Origin of the sequence: Bifidobacterium sp. ESL0798, assembly GCF_029395415.1 — a bacterium.
Classification (GTDB): domain Bacteria; phylum Actinomycetota; class Actinomycetes; order Actinomycetales; family Bifidobacteriaceae; genus Bifidobacterium.
In genome coordinates this window covers 644,964-657,656 of sequence record NZ_CP113914.1, presented here as the reverse complement: position 1 = coordinate 657,656, position 12,693 = coordinate 644,964, and the positions used below count along the sequence as shown (strand labels likewise).

12 protein-coding genes and 3 tRNA genes are annotated in these 12,693 nt (G+C 54.4%); 5 read left to right on the top strand and 10 right to left on the bottom strand.

The window, feature by feature from the left end; genetic code table 11:
* Positions 1 to 189 precede the first annotated feature (189 nt).
* From cydB to trmB, 6 genes are all read right to left on the bottom strand, one after another.
* Positions 190 to 1,260 carry a cytochrome d ubiquinol oxidase subunit II gene (cydB, locus tag OZX74_RS02735; RefSeq protein WP_277157024.1) on the bottom strand — a complete coding sequence of 357 codons (1,071 nt, stop codon included), beginning with the start codon at positions 1,258 to 1,260 and terminating at the stop codon, positions 190 to 192.
* Positions 1,257 to 2,714, bottom strand: coding sequence for a cytochrome ubiquinol oxidase subunit I (locus OZX74_RS02730; protein ID WP_277157023.1), 1,458 nt, complete (start codon positions 2,712 to 2,714; stop codon positions 1,257 to 1,259). The genes cydB and OZX74_RS02730 overlap by 4 nt, the downstream gene beginning before the upstream one ends.
* Before the next feature lie 46 nt (positions 2,715 to 2,760).
* Positions 2,761 to 3,942, bottom strand: coding sequence for an NAD(P)/FAD-dependent oxidoreductase (locus tag OZX74_RS02725; protein WP_277157022.1), 1,182 nt, complete (start codon positions 3,940 to 3,942; stop codon positions 2,761 to 2,763).
* Between the two features lie 386 nt (positions 3,943 to 4,328).
* The gene (locus OZX74_RS02720; RefSeq protein ID WP_277157021.1) at positions 4,329 to 5,501 is read right to left on the bottom strand and encodes an NAD(P)/FAD-dependent oxidoreductase; all 1,173 of its coding nucleotides are present in this window, start codon (positions 5,499 to 5,501) and stop codon (positions 4,329 to 4,331) included.
* Between the two features lie 377 nt (positions 5,502 to 5,878).
* Positions 5,879 to 5,950, bottom strand: a tRNA-Glu gene (locus tag OZX74_RS02715).
* Between the two features lie 208 nt (positions 5,951 to 6,158).
* Positions 6,159 to 6,965 (bottom strand): tRNA (guanosine(46)-N7)-methyltransferase TrmB, encoded by an 807-nt coding sequence (gene trmB, locus OZX74_RS02710; RefSeq protein ID WP_277157020.1) that lies wholly within the window; start codon positions 6,963 to 6,965, stop codon positions 6,159 to 6,161.
* A 54-nt stretch (positions 6,966 to 7,019) separates the two neighbouring features.
* On the opposite strand from trmB, the gene OZX74_RS02705 reads away from it, so the two are divergent.
* From OZX74_RS02705 to OZX74_RS02690, 4 genes are all read left to right on the top strand, one after another.
* Entirely contained in the window at positions 7,020 to 7,379 is a 360-nt protein-coding gene (locus tag OZX74_RS02705; protein WP_277157019.1) for a DUF4190 domain-containing protein, read from the top strand.
* On the top strand, positions 7,370 to 7,645 hold the full coding sequence (locus OZX74_RS02700; RefSeq protein WP_277157018.1) for a hypothetical protein: 276 nt from the start codon (positions 7,370 to 7,372) through the stop codon (positions 7,643 to 7,645). The genes OZX74_RS02705 and OZX74_RS02700 overlap by 10 nt, the downstream gene beginning before the upstream one ends.
* Positions 7,646 to 7,841: 196 nt before the next feature.
* A tRNA-Asp gene (locus OZX74_RS02695) sits at positions 7,842 to 7,915 on the top strand.
* 46 nt (positions 7,916 to 7,961) lie between these two features.
* A tRNA-Phe gene (locus tag OZX74_RS02690) sits at positions 7,962 to 8,037 on the top strand.
* 272 nt (positions 8,038 to 8,309) lie between these two features.
* Here OZX74_RS02690 and OZX74_RS02685 read toward each other — a convergent pair.
* The 3 genes from OZX74_RS02685 to OZX74_RS02675 all read right to left on the bottom strand — a co-directional run bounded on the left by OZX74_RS02685 (position 8,310) and on the right by OZX74_RS02675 (position 10,612).
* The gene (locus tag OZX74_RS02685) at positions 8,310 to 8,819 is read right to left on the bottom strand and encodes a low molecular weight protein-tyrosine-phosphatase (protein ID WP_277157017.1); all 510 of its coding nucleotides are present in this window, start codon (positions 8,817 to 8,819) and stop codon (positions 8,310 to 8,312) included.
* A gap of 153 nt (positions 8,820 to 8,972) precedes the next feature.
* The gene (locus OZX74_RS02680; protein ID WP_277157016.1) at positions 8,973 to 9,632 is read right to left on the bottom strand and encodes a dihydrofolate reductase; all 660 of its coding nucleotides are present in this window, start codon (positions 9,630 to 9,632) and stop codon (positions 8,973 to 8,975) included.
* A 110-nt stretch (positions 9,633 to 9,742) separates the two neighbouring features.
* Complete coding sequence (locus OZX74_RS02675; protein WP_277157015.1) at positions 9,743 to 10,612, bottom strand: thymidylate synthase; 870 nt, start codon at positions 10,610 to 10,612, stop codon at positions 9,743 to 9,745.
* Positions 10,613 to 11,011: 399 nt separating this feature from the next.
* On the opposite strand from OZX74_RS02675, the gene OZX74_RS02670 reads away from it, so the two are divergent.
* On the top strand, positions 11,012 to 11,428 hold the full coding sequence (locus tag OZX74_RS02670; protein ID WP_277157014.1) for an OsmC family protein: 417 nt from the start codon (positions 11,012 to 11,014) through the stop codon (positions 11,426 to 11,428).
* A gap of 239 nt (positions 11,429 to 11,667) precedes the next feature.
* On the opposite strand, the gene OZX74_RS02665 is transcribed toward OZX74_RS02670, so the two are convergent.
* Entirely contained in the window at positions 11,668 to 12,675 is a 1,008-nt protein-coding gene (locus OZX74_RS02665) for a universal stress protein (RefSeq protein WP_277157013.1), read from the bottom strand.
* Positions 12,676 to 12,693: the final 18 nt, after the last annotated feature.

Here is a 12,693-nt window from a genome sequence, read left to right as displayed (position 1 = left end):
GCCGCACCCCGTCAAATCTGAATAGACTTTTATCGATCACGACCAGTCCCAACTACTAACGAATATTCCTAAGACAAAGAAAGCCCGATACTCCCCCGCACCAATGAATATTATTGCACATTCATCGCTGCGGGATAAGAGTATCGGGCATTGAGCTAACTTTCAATCGAAAGAGCGAACATCAGTCCGTCACTCGGCCAAAGCCGCCTTGATGGCTTCCGGAGAATTGTCCGTGAGCAAACGCTTGCGCTGGATGAAATAGGACCAGCTGAAGTAGATCAGGACAATCGGCAGCAAGCAGCAAAGCACGATGGTCATGATTTCCAGTGTGTACTGCGAAGACGAAGCCGCAGATACGGCCAGGCTCTTGGACGGATCGGTCGCGATCATCACGTTCGGGAAAAGCCCGTTGAAGATGAAGGCGATGATACCGGCAAGGGTGACGCCCGAAGCGAGGAAGGCAAAGCCTCCGCGCTTCTTGTTGGCTGCGAGATGACCACAGATCGTCGCGGCCAGGATGACCACGGTGATCAGCAGTGTGGACTTGGTGCGACGCTGATAGAAATCAGTGAAGAAGAACGCCAGAATGACGAAGACCACAAGCGCCGGATAGGCGATCCAGTAGGCCTTCTTCGAGGTGTTGAGCATTCTCGCGGACGTATTCTCGTCGAGCTTGAGGCTCAGGAAGTGCAGACCATGCAGGAAGCTGAAGAACACCACAGCCACGCCCCCGACGATGGAGAGCAGATTAACCACGTCGAAGAAACCGGCGTGAACATTGCCCTGAGCATCCATCGGAACGCCCTGGATGACGCTGGTGAGCATCATGCCGAGTCCGAACGGCGCGATGACGCTGCCCGCGAAGTTGGCCCACTGCCAGACGCTGCGTTCACGCTCGGTGATGGCGTGTGCGGCGAACTCGAAGGAGACGCCGCGCAGGATCAGACCGACCAACACGATGAAGAGCAGCAGGTAGTAGCCGGAGAAGAGGCTTGCATACCACAGCGGGAAGGACGCGAACATGGCGCCGCCGCCGGTGATGAGCCAGACCTCATTGCCGTCCCAGTGCGGGCCGATCGCACGCATGTACAGCGCACGTTCGTCACCGTTATGGGCCAGCACACGAGTGGCCATACCGACACCGAAATCGATGCCGTCGAGGAACAGGAAGATGGCGAACACCAAAGCAATCACAAAGAACCACAGCAATTGCAGGAAATTGTTGCCATCGATCAATGGCTTAGCGAGAAACTCAGTCATGCCAACGCCACCTTTCTGTTAGCCGCGTGAGCTCCGACATATGAACCCGCGGTAGCTGTCTTAGCATCTTCCGGCTCCGGCCCTTGATGGAGCACGCGACGAGAATAGAAGATCATCACGCCGCCCATGAGGCAGAAGAGCAGGAAGTAGACGATATTGGTAATCAGCAAGCTGGCCACCGTAGCCGTCGGAGAGACAGCATCGGCGATGGTCTGCAGGCCATAGACGATCCACGGATAACGGCCGAGCTCGGTGATGAGCCAGCCACCGGTGGTGCCGATGAACGGCAGATAGGTGCAGACACCCAGCACCCAGAGCTTCCAGCGGCTGTCCGCCAGGGTGTTCTTGGAAGCGCGGGTGAACCAAAGCACGCAGATGGCGAGGATCAACACGGCGAACCCGACGGCGGCCATGAAGCGGAAGCTCCAGAACAGCACATTGGCAGGCACGTAATAGTTCGAAATCTCAGGATGCTCGATGCCGTTCTTGATGATCTTGCCGTTCTCGCTCTTGAAGAGTTCATTCAGGGTGTTCATGCCCTGAATGGTTCCGCCATAGAGCTTATGGAAAGCAAGCAGGGAGAGCATGCCAGGAATCTCGAGGCCGGCAGCGGTATGGCTGCCTTCGTTCATGAAGCCGACGACCATCCATGGCGCCGGGCTCTTGAGGTCATTGTAAATACCCTCGGTGGCCGCGAACTTCATCGGCTGATCCTTGATGATCTCCAAGGTCTGCAGGTCGCCGGTGATGATGACGAGAATCGAGCCGATCAGCGCGATGATGGCGCCGACACGAATCGAACGGGTGAAGAAGGCGCGGTCAGCATTCTTGTGCATGAAGCCGAAAGCGCTCATGCCGACCACAACCATACCGCCGAGCATCAACGCGCCCGTAGCGATATGGGGGAACTCACGCCAGAGCTGGGGATTGCCGACAACAGCGGCGAAATTCGTCATCTCGGCATGTCCGGTCTTCTTGTTGATACCGAAGCCCACAGGGTTCTGCATGAAGCTGTTGGCCGCGAGAATCCAAATGGCCGAAACCGTGGAGCCCAACCAGGTCAGCCAGATGAAGACAACGTGTGCGCCTGGCTTGAAGCGGTTCCAAGTGAACATCCAGACGCCGATGAACGTGGATTCCATGAAGAACGCCAGAAGAGCCTCAATGGCCAACGGCGCCCCGAAGATGTCGCCCATGAAACGCGAGTAGTTCGACCAGTTCATACCGAACTGGAATTCCTGAATGATGCCGGTCACCACGCCAACAGCGAAGCTCAGAAGGAAAATCTTCCCCCAGAACTGCGCCATACGCTTATAAATGTATTTCCGCTTCGCTACGTATAACGTTTCCATTACCGCCACTGTAAATGCCAGGCCAATGGATAACGGCACGAAGAAGAAGTGGAAGACCGTCGTCATCGCGAACTGGAATCGCGATAACCCTAAAACAGTCATTTTTATCCTTTCTTCCCAACTATTCCTTACTTATAAAAGCATGGAATCAATCACTTTTCAGCATAGTACCAATATTGGTCAACTCCAAGACGGCACGATCGGCGATGAGCTTTTTCGCAACACTGGCAATCCATCCCTTAAGGTTCCAATGTCCGAACATGTCAATCGATGCAATCCCCGCAGTCGGTCCCAACGAGCATACCGTACCGAGAGCCTTGAAAACGAATTTCTTCGTGGGCTGCCCGTTCATCAGCGCGACCAGATTTTCTGCTGCACAATCGGCCTGGATGATGGAGATCTGGGCGGTCGTGGGGTACAGACGGCCGTTATACGGGTTCGTGACGGCGGAGACATCGCCGATAAGGAATTGGTCAGGCTGACCGTTGACGCGCAGATCATCGGCGACCACCACGCGGTTGCGCTTCTCGTCGTAACCGGAATCGGCGATGACATGGCTGCCGTGCACGCCGGTCGTCCAGATGATGGTATTGGCCGGGAATTCCTGGTCGTTGCTCATCACGGCATTCGGCTTTACCTCGGTGATGGGGGTGGACACATGGAAGGTCACGCCCTTTTTCTCAAGATACTTGACCCCCCACTGGGCCAGACTCGGTTCGAACATACCGAGGATCTTCGGCCCGGCTTCGATGCAGTCGATCTTGGCCTCACTTAGAGGGAAACCATATTCCTTGGCAAGGCGTGGAAGGCGATAGACGAGCTCGCCGATGTATTCGATACTGGTGAAGCCCGCGCCGCATACGATGATACGCAGGTCGTTGGGATCGTGACTGGTCTGGTAACGCTTCAACGTGTCTTCAAGATGCTTGCGAGCCGCAAGCGCGGTATCGATGTCGATGATCGGCCAACCGTTCTCTTCGGCACCCGCGATGCCGAAGGTCTCGGACTCGAAGCCCAGGGCGTTGACCAGAAAATCATAGTGAAGCGGCTCGCTGTTCTTAAGCTCGATGCTTTTGGCGTCCTGGTCGATGCGGACCACCTCGTCGATGATCACCTGGACGTTCTTCTTACTGGCGAATACCTGTTTGACGTCGAAAGTGATATCCGCAGGTTCCTTGGTTCCCGCGGCGACTTCGTGGAGCTGAGTTGACTGATAATGATACGGATTTTTGTTCACCAGTACGATTTGCGCATCTACGTCTGAACCGGCTAATTTCTTAACGGTACGCATCCCTGCGTAGCCTGCTCCAAGAACGACGATTCTCTTCATTCCGATCACTTTTCCTTATAGCTCAATCACAAAAAAGGATGGGTTCTTGTCAAACTCCATCATTGTCAATACGCTTCAACAATATATGAAAAGCTGAACAAAAAACGATTAAAATCAAGCCTAAAACCGCAAGAATTCAAAAAACGATTTTTTTATGGCGCGTATCACGTTTACGTCATTCTTTTATGCCGCAAAACCTTCGTACGACTAGGCTTTTACGACAAAGGAACACATGCAAGTAGTTTTGAAGAACATTCAAACATCAATCGATAATTGTAACTAAAACATAAAACAAAAATAGGGCGTGCGGGGAGATCGGCACTTCCCGAACACACCCTGGCTTTTAATAACTGCTTGGCGCTTTACAAGCAAGCCGAGACGACCGGCTACCCCTTCATGATGCCGGGCATATCCGTCAGCTCGGTGACCGAACGATCGGCGACAGCTTTCTTGGCGACAGATGCCTTGGCGCCCTTGAGCTTCCAATGGCCGCCCATATCAACCTCGGCGATGCCGGTCTTGGGTCCAAGCGAGCAAAGCGTGCCAAGGGACTTGTAGACGAACTTCTTCGGATCCGTGCCATTGATACGCGCGATGACGTTCTCCGCGGCGGTGTCGGCCTGTGCGATGGAAATCTGGGCGGTGGTCGGATACAGACGGCCATTGTCCGGATTCGGAACACCGGAGACGTCGCCGACGAGGAACTGATCGGGATGGCCCTTAATCGACAAATCGTCCTCTACGACCACGCGGTTGCGCTTCTGATCGTAACCGGAATCGGCGATGACGTGGCTGCCGCGCACGCCGGTCGTCCAGATGATGGTATTGGCCGGGAAAGCGGTGTCGTTGCTCATGACGGCATCGGGTTTGACTTCGGTGATCGGCGTGGCCGTATGGAACGTGACGCCGTGGTCCTCGAGGTACTTGACGCCCCAATCGGCCAGCTTCTGGTCGAACATCGGCAGGATCTTCGGCGTCGCCTCGATGCAGTCGATCTTCACTTTATCAATCGGGAAATCATATTCCTTCGCCAGATCAGGCAGCCGGTAGACCAACTCGCCCAAGTACTCGATGGAAGTGAACCCTGCACCGCAGACCACGATATGCAAATCGTTTTCGTCGTGGCTGGTCTTGTAGTTCTTCAGGGTGTCCTCAAGATGCTTGCGTGCGGCTACGGCGGTATCGATGTCGATAAGCGGCCAGCCGTTTTCCTCGGCTCCCTTGATACCGAACGTCTCGGACTCGAAGCCCAGAGCGTTGATCAGATAATCGTAGGCAAGCGGGTTGGAACCCTTCAGCTCGACCTTTTTGGCGTCCTGATCGACCTTGGTGACCTCATCGATGATCACCTTGACCTTGGGATCCACGGCCTTGCGTATATCAAACGTGATCTGATCGGGTTCCTTGGTACCTGCGGCGACCTCATGCAGCTCAGTGGACTGATAGTGATACGGATTCTTGTTGACCATGATGATATCAGCATCGACATTGGACTTGGCAAGTTGCTTCGCCGCACGCATTCCGCCGTAACCTGCGCCAAGAATAACAATCGTAGCCATTGTAAACCCCCTTCGTTGGGAATTGTATAAGAGCAAATACATATCCGATTCCGTGTATCGCTCTTGTCTAGTAATTACAGTCTTAAAATATCTTTTACTTAAGAAAAAACGATTGAATTTGCACAATCAGATACTTTTCTGCACCAACCGAATAGCCAATATGACATATTTCACAAATGTATGTCGAAATCCAAAACCCAAAGAAAAGCGTTTGCACCAATCAGGCGAAACAATTAGGCCTGCATCACAGCGAACAAAATGTACTACTTTTCGAGAAAGATGAATGTAATCGAAAACAAATCCAGTCCCGAAGGAAAATATCGATTGCATATATCCTGGAAGCACTAAAAGGAATGTTTGAAAAACTCTAGAAGAAGTACCCCCCAAGAGAGTCGAACTCTTGTTGTCAGATTGAAAGTCTGGTGTCCTAACCGTTAGACGAGGGGGGCTAACAACCTATTCATATTAAAATACGAACTCGACTCGAGCAAGTCTCGGCGTGTTGACCAACGCCGATTGATTGCAATGCTTTGGCAAACACACCTATCGTCATCGCGCAATACAATCACCTTGCCGATATATCTCCGCCGCACAACTGAGGAACAGGCAAAAAGCCATATGCTCAACATAACGGCCTCAATCGGACTACACACAGCCTCAAATGGCTCGATAGGTAAGGTCGTGAATCACACGGCCTGCCGCCAAACCCTTTTTCTCGAAATTGGTGAGCACTCGGCCGTCATAGCGCTCCGCTTCTCTGAAATCGGCGTGAGGCAATGACTTGGCCTCGTCCGCCGTGCCCTTGCCGACGTGTTCGGTAGGCAACGAAACGGCCAACGTACCGATATTGGCAAAATCCGCACGTCCATCCATCACTTCGTGAACGTGAAGCGCATAGTCCTCGATATCGGTGGCCAGCCTCCACACCTTCCCCTCGCCCAACGACTTGCGGATATCGGACGCAAGCGCAGGCTGGACGATACGCCGCTTGTGATGGCGCATTTTGGGCCACGGGTCGGGGAAGAACGTCCACACCTCGTTAGCCACACCCGGCTCACACACGCTGAAGAGCTCCGGGGCATTGATCTGGGCGACCCGCAGATTGGTCAGGCCGAGTTTACCGGCACGCAGCATGGTATGGGCCACACCGGGGTCGTAGACCTCAACCGCAAGGAAATTGACCTCGGAGTGCTCCTCTGCGGCAGCGATGATGTTCTCGCCCTGTCCCGTGCCGATTTCGATGACCAACGGATGGTCGTTGCCCCACGATCGGCGCACGAAACCAGCATCGAAGGCAAATCCCTCCTTCAGATCAAGCGAGCCCTCCCCCGCATTGACGTCAAGCAGGAAATCAGGCGCATAGCGCTGCCAGGCCCGCTTGTACCGGTCGTCAAGACGCCCTTTCCTCCGGACGTATGAGAGCACATGATGAATTCTTTTGTCGTTTTCCTGCACGACCCCCAAGTCTAACGGAAGGCAAACCCGGAAACTTCACTTTGCACGCGTAGACTGTTGGCTATGAACGACAATGATTTCAACGCGACCCCGCCACAGGGGCAGTCTTCCTACCAATATGGCGACTCGGCCTCGCAACCTAGGCAGCAGTCGGGGCAAACCCCCTTCCAAGACCCAAATGCGGGGCAGCAGACATCGAGCTACCAGCCATATGCAGGGTCGGTGCCGCCTTCCGGCCCTGGTTCAATGCCGCCTGTGGGCCCTCAGGTCTACTATGCCCCGGCCCCGAACCAGAAGTGGAACACACTGTGTATCATCGGCTTCGTTCTTTCCTTCCTTATGCCGGTTATCGGCTTGGTGCTTTCCGTGGTCGCACTCGTTCAGATCAATCGCAGCGGCGAAAAAGCAAGGGAATGTCCATAGCCGGAATCGTCATCGGTGCGGTCAGGACAGTCCTGAACATCATTATCATCATTGTGTTCGTTTCGGCGTTCGGCTATGCAATCAACCATTCGGATACCGACGATCAAAGCTGCCACGGTTCGGACTGCAGCTCCGACCCCTACGATGATGACGACGGCGACGATCCCGACGACGACAATGAGGACACGGACTATGCCTATTACCTTTACGATTCCAGCCAAGGAAGCCCCATCACGAATATGAGCACGTTGCCGACCGCAGCCTGAACTACACCTGACAAAGCCCGGTCTACAGTCATTCTCTCCGATTGGCTTAGTGGACGTGAACTATTTTGAATTACAAAAGATTCGTAGCGTCCCTAATCATTGGCATCATGGGCGACACGCTGAAATTGCTTCCGGGTTGCGCTTTTCCTGATTCTGAGTAATATTAACACTCGGCTGCTTGATGAAAGCAAGCCACGGCTCCGTAGCTCAGTTGGTTAGAGCGCCGCCCTGTCACGGCGGAGGTCACCAGTTCAAGTCTGGCCGGAGTCGCTCGAATGGTTGAAAACCCGGTTCGCCGGGTTTTTGATTTATTCATGGCTCTGTAGCTCAGTTGGTAGAGCGAACGACTGAAAATCGTTAGGTCAGCGGATCGATGCCGCTCGGAGCCACCACTTAGGTCTCGAAACCAAGTAATTGCAACGGTTTCGAGGCTTTTCCATTTCTTGCAGTTGTATAGATTCTAGTCAAAACCCAGTGTTTACCCAGTAGATTCGGATGGTGTACTGGTTATGTTTGTTGTGAAGGTGACTCACTGGAATCTAGCCGACGAATAAAGCTTTTATCTGATGAGGCCGTAACCAAGCACTAGGAGTAAGCTTAACTTTCAACATGCCTCGGCCCCGATGCTCAGAAAACGAACACCGGGGCCGAGGCATATCTGCTCTCAGAGCTGCTGGGCGACCCAGTCAACGATGTATGGGGCGACGCCGTCGATCTGGTCGATGGCTATGTCGAAATCGCGCGGGCCGCCGTACCATGGGTCGACCAGGTCGATGTCGGACTCATGACCAGGCGCAGGCTTGGGCAGATTCGGATCAAAGCTGCGATAGAGATGCACTTCAGGCTTCTTGTCTGTAGGAAGCAGACGCAGCAATCCCCTCTCATGTGAGGCGGTCATGGGTAGGAACAGATCGCTTTCCTCAATCTCTTCAGACGTGATGCGGTGCGCGAAATGGTGCTTGGGAATCTCGTAGCCCCGCTGGCGTAGCACGCGCACGGCACGAGGGTCGATGGGATGGCTGTGCTCCTCGTCGCTGACCCCGCTGGACATCACACGTACCTTATCGGCCAGACCGCGTTCCTCGAAGTTGGCGCGCAGGATGATTTCGGCCATCGGGGAACGGCAGATGTTGCCGGTGCAGACGGTCATGACGGTGTAAGGATGATTGGACATAGCTGAAGTATCTTTCCTCTTGTAAGACTCAATGATATTGCTACCATCATAACGAATCAGCCGTAACGATGAAGGCTCAAAAAAAGCGACATAGCAAACGACGCAGATGGATCGCGAAAGCAACCACATCTGCGTCGAATTGAAAGAACAATCTCACTGATTCTTTTGATAGGTGACGAAGCGATAGGCTTCGACGGCACCCTCACGCTTTTTAGGAGCCATCCACACCCCATCCTCCTGCAGACGCCAGGCCCCGGCACGCACCAGCTCGTCCATATCGGGCCCATACGTGTCCGCGTCGAAACGGCCGCGGATATAGGTGACATACGCCTTGTTGGCAAACGGCATAATGGATCGGAACAGCTGCGCTCCCCCAATTACCCAGATTTCGCTGCGATCGAGACCATCGTCGGGAATAGCCTCCTGACGGGCGAAATCAAGCGCGGCGTCGATATCGTTGGCCGTAGTCGCTCCGACCGCACTCCAGTTCGGATCGTGCGAGACGACGATATTGTCGCGGTTGGGAAGAGGACGATATTTCGGATTCAGCGAATCCCAGGTCTTGCGCCCCATAATGACCGGGTGTGAAACGGTCAGTTCCTTGAAACGCTTCATATCCTCGGCAAGATGCCACGGCATCCCGCCATTGAACCCCATCGCATCGGGACGGCCCTGCATATCCTGCGCGCACGCCCAGATGAGATTGACCGAGAACGTCTTGACGACATCGTCTCCCCAGTCCTCGATGACTTCTTGCCCGGCAGGTCCGGGCTCGGGTTCGTGATAGCCAGTTCGGCTACTGTCATGCTCCATTTCATGTGCTCCTTGAATTAGGCAGTAATTCTTTAGTCTAACCAACGGTTCAGACGCGTTTTCACACCCTCTGAAACCCGCCTGAACCGTGGCCGAAGAATTCTTGGAATTCAGACAGCCACCGGCGCTTTGATGGCCGGATGGTGCTGGTAATTGACGATGTTGAAGTCCTCGTAGTGATAATCGAAAATCGAATCGGCCTTCCTGATCTCGATTTGCGGGTAAGGGTACGGATCGCGTGAAAGCTGGGTCAGGACCTGCTCGATGTGGTTGTCGTAAACGTGGCAATCGCCGCCGGACCAGACGAACTCCCCCGGCTCGAGCCCGGTCTGCTGCGCCATCATCAACGTGAGCAAGGAATACGAGGCAATGTTGAAGGGGACGCCCAGGAACATGTCGCAGGAACGCTGGTAGAGCTGGCAGGAAAGCTTGCCGTCGGCCACATAGAACTGGAAGAGCGCATGGCAGGGCGGCAGAGCCATTTCTTCGACCTCCGCGGGATTCCATGCGGTGACGATCATCCGACGGGAATCCGGATGCGTCTTGATGAGATTGAGCACGTTGGAAATCTGATCGATGGTATGGTTCGGATCGTCGGCGGTCGGTGCCGGCCAGCTGCGCCACTGCACACCGTAAACCGGCCCCAGATCACCGTTCTCATCGGCCCACTCATCCCAGATATGCACGTTATGTTCCTGCAGCCAACGCACGTTGCTGGAGCCTTTGAGGAACCACAGCAGTTCGTAGGCGATGCCCTTGAAATAGACCGTCTTGGTGGTCAGCAGCGGGAAACCCTTGGAAAGGTCGAATCGCATCTGTCGGCCGAACAACGAAATCGTGCCCGTGCCGGTACGGTCGGTTTTGAGTGTTCCGTTGGTGAGGATGTCACGTACCAAATCCTCGTAAGGCATGGGGATGTCGGTGTTCGGACGCGCGGGAATGCTCTGACGAATTTCTTGCAGTTGTTCTTGGTTCAGCATAGCTAACCATTCTAGCAAGCAGCATCGGCCACGTCGATACCGAAACGATGAACTTCTGTCTATCGTAAGACACTGAATCCATGAGAATAATCCAAGAAAGCGTAATTGTGTCTTTTTATTTGCTTACTCACACCGACTAAGTAAAAGCTATATTTAGAGCCGCTATTTGTGTTTTTTACTTAAGATTACCCAGCAAGCAAGTAAAAAGCACAAATGGGCCGACGAATTACGCAACCGGCCACGCCACTTCCATTTCACTGACAGAAAAGGAACATATTCGGATGTATCCTGTTCGTCCACCACCTCCTGCACCGGATACACATAACGACGGGGCTTGGGGTTAGATTGGTAGGGAAACGCCTCTGCGAAAAGCGAGGCATAAACGCAAGGAGGTACACAATGGCAAAGAAACTGTGGGTGGAGCGCAATAAGGACGGCTCCTGGGATGCATTCAGCGACGAAGGCGCACACATCAAGTTCGGTCACGGCAAGGGCCAGTTCAACCCCGGCGACCTGATGAAGGTGGCGCTGGCGGCCTGCGGCGCGCTTTCCAGCCAGATGACCATCGAGAATTCGCTCGGCGAAGGCAAGGGCGCGAAGATTATCGTCGACGGTGATTCCGACCCGCATGCCAATGTCTACACCGCTTTCCACGAGCAGGTGGTCGTTGACGCGCAAAGCGCCGGTATCCACGGCGAGGATGTCGAGAAGCTCAAGGACCGTGTGGAAAAGCACATCGAGAAGTCCTGCACGGTGATGCACACCTATGAGCGTGCCACGCCGGTGACGATGGAAGTCAAAGTGCTCACCAAGTAGTGGTTCCTGTCGCAATAGGGTAATTGCTGGAAATGTGTCGGAAGCCTACTTTGGGACATTGCGAGACCGGCGGATGGTTCTGGAGCTTCTCCGGTCTCGCACTATACGAAAGAATGTTTTGAGGCTTATTCCGAACAGACTTTCTGGCAGGTAATCCATTCCAATTCGAAAAAGGGCGGTGCCGATATCCTTTACGGGAATCGGCGCCGCCCTTAATGTCTGAAAGGCGAAATCTGCAATCAGGCCTTGTGCTCCGGATCAATGGAGGACTCGATGGCTTCAGCTGCTGAGCTGTCGGCCGTCTTGACCGAAACCTGCTCGACACCTTCGATGCCCTCGATGGCACCATCGGAGCGGGACTTTTCGGCTTCGACATACTTGCGTGGAACCACATAGACCGGGCCGGCCGCGTGCTGGATAAGGCCTTGGCTGGTGGAACCGACCAGGAGACCGGTGAACCCGCCCTTGCCACGGGAACCGACCACCACGATATCGTGGTCGTAGCTGGCCTTGGTCAAAGCGCTGACAGCGGATTCCGGAACGATGGTCTTGGTGATCTTCAAATCCGGATGGGCCTTGCGGACAGGAGCGATCTGCGTTTCGAGGTCTTCCATATAGGAATCGTAAACGCCGTCCTCATCGCTGACGCCCTGCAGACCCGCGACCGCATCGATGACATCAAGCTCGGCGCCACGGTCGGCGGAGAGGTCGGCCGCGATCTGCAACGCCTTCAATCCCCAGGCACTGGCGTCGATGCCGACGGCCACACGCTTGATGGTGTTGTTCAAATGCATCGTCTTGCCGTCATCATCGGTATACGGCACCACGATGATCGGGCAATAGGCGTATGCCGGCAACGACGAGCTGGTGGTTCCCAGAAGACGTTCGGCCAAGCCGCCCTTGCCGCGGTTACCGATGACGATGAGGTTGTAGTTGCGGGAAAGTTCGACGAAAACAGAAGAGGGATCGCCGGTGACGATCAACGTCTGCGCCTCGACACCCTGTTCGTCGGCGATGGCCTTGGCCTTGGAAAGAATCTCCTGCGCGTCGATATGGGCCGCGTTGTCGTCACCCATGGAAGTGTAGGTGGAATCGAACGAGACCGCGGCATAGCTCGGCAGCGAATAAGCGCACACTATCTGTAGCATCAGCCCTGCGTGCTTGGCATAGTTTGCCGCCCACCAGGTCGCCTTGTAGCTGGCCTGCGAACCATCCACCCCTACCAGAATAGCCTTGTCGTTTACCATGACTACCTCCTTGAAGTA

Excerpts from the sequence above, each read along its gene's own strand:
- cydB (WP_277157024.1), bottom strand. The coding sequence starts at position 1,260 with ATGACTGAGTTTCTCGCTAAGCCATTGATCGATGGCAACAATTTCCTG.
- OZX74_RS02730 (WP_277157023.1), bottom strand. The coding sequence starts at position 2,714 with ATGACTGTTTTAGGGTTATCGCGATTCCAGTTCGCGATGACGACGGTC.
- OZX74_RS02725 (WP_277157022.1), bottom strand. The coding sequence starts at position 3,942 with ATGAAGAGAATCGTCGTTCTTGGAGCAGGCTACGCAGGGATGCGTACC.
- OZX74_RS02720 (WP_277157021.1), bottom strand. The coding sequence starts at position 5,501 with ATGGCTACGATTGTTATTCTTGGCGCAGGTTACGGCGGAATGCGTGCG.
- OZX74_RS02705 (WP_277157019.1), top strand. The coding sequence starts at position 7,020 with ATGAACGACAATGATTTCAACGCGACCCCGCCACAGGGGCAGTCTTCC.
- OZX74_RS02700 (WP_277157018.1), top strand. The coding sequence starts at position 7,370 with ATGTCCATAGCCGGAATCGTCATCGGTGCGGTCAGGACAGTCCTGAAC.
- OZX74_RS02685 (WP_277157017.1), bottom strand. The coding sequence starts at position 8,819 with ATGTCCAATCATCCTTACACCGTCATGACCGTCTGCACCGGCAACATC.
- OZX74_RS02680 (WP_277157016.1), bottom strand. The coding sequence starts at position 9,632 with ATGGAGCATGACAGTAGCCGAACTGGCTATCACGAACCCGAGCCCGGA.
- OZX74_RS02675 (WP_277157015.1), bottom strand. The coding sequence starts at position 10,612 with ATGCTGAACCAAGAACAACTGCAAGAAATTCGTCAGAGCATTCCCGCG.
- OZX74_RS02670 (WP_277157014.1), top strand. The coding sequence starts at position 11,012 with ATGGCAAAGAAACTGTGGGTGGAGCGCAATAAGGACGGCTCCTGGGAT.
- OZX74_RS02665 (WP_277157013.1), bottom strand. The coding sequence starts at position 12,675 with ATGGTAAACGACAAGGCTATTCTGGTAGGGGTGGATGGTTCGCAGGCC.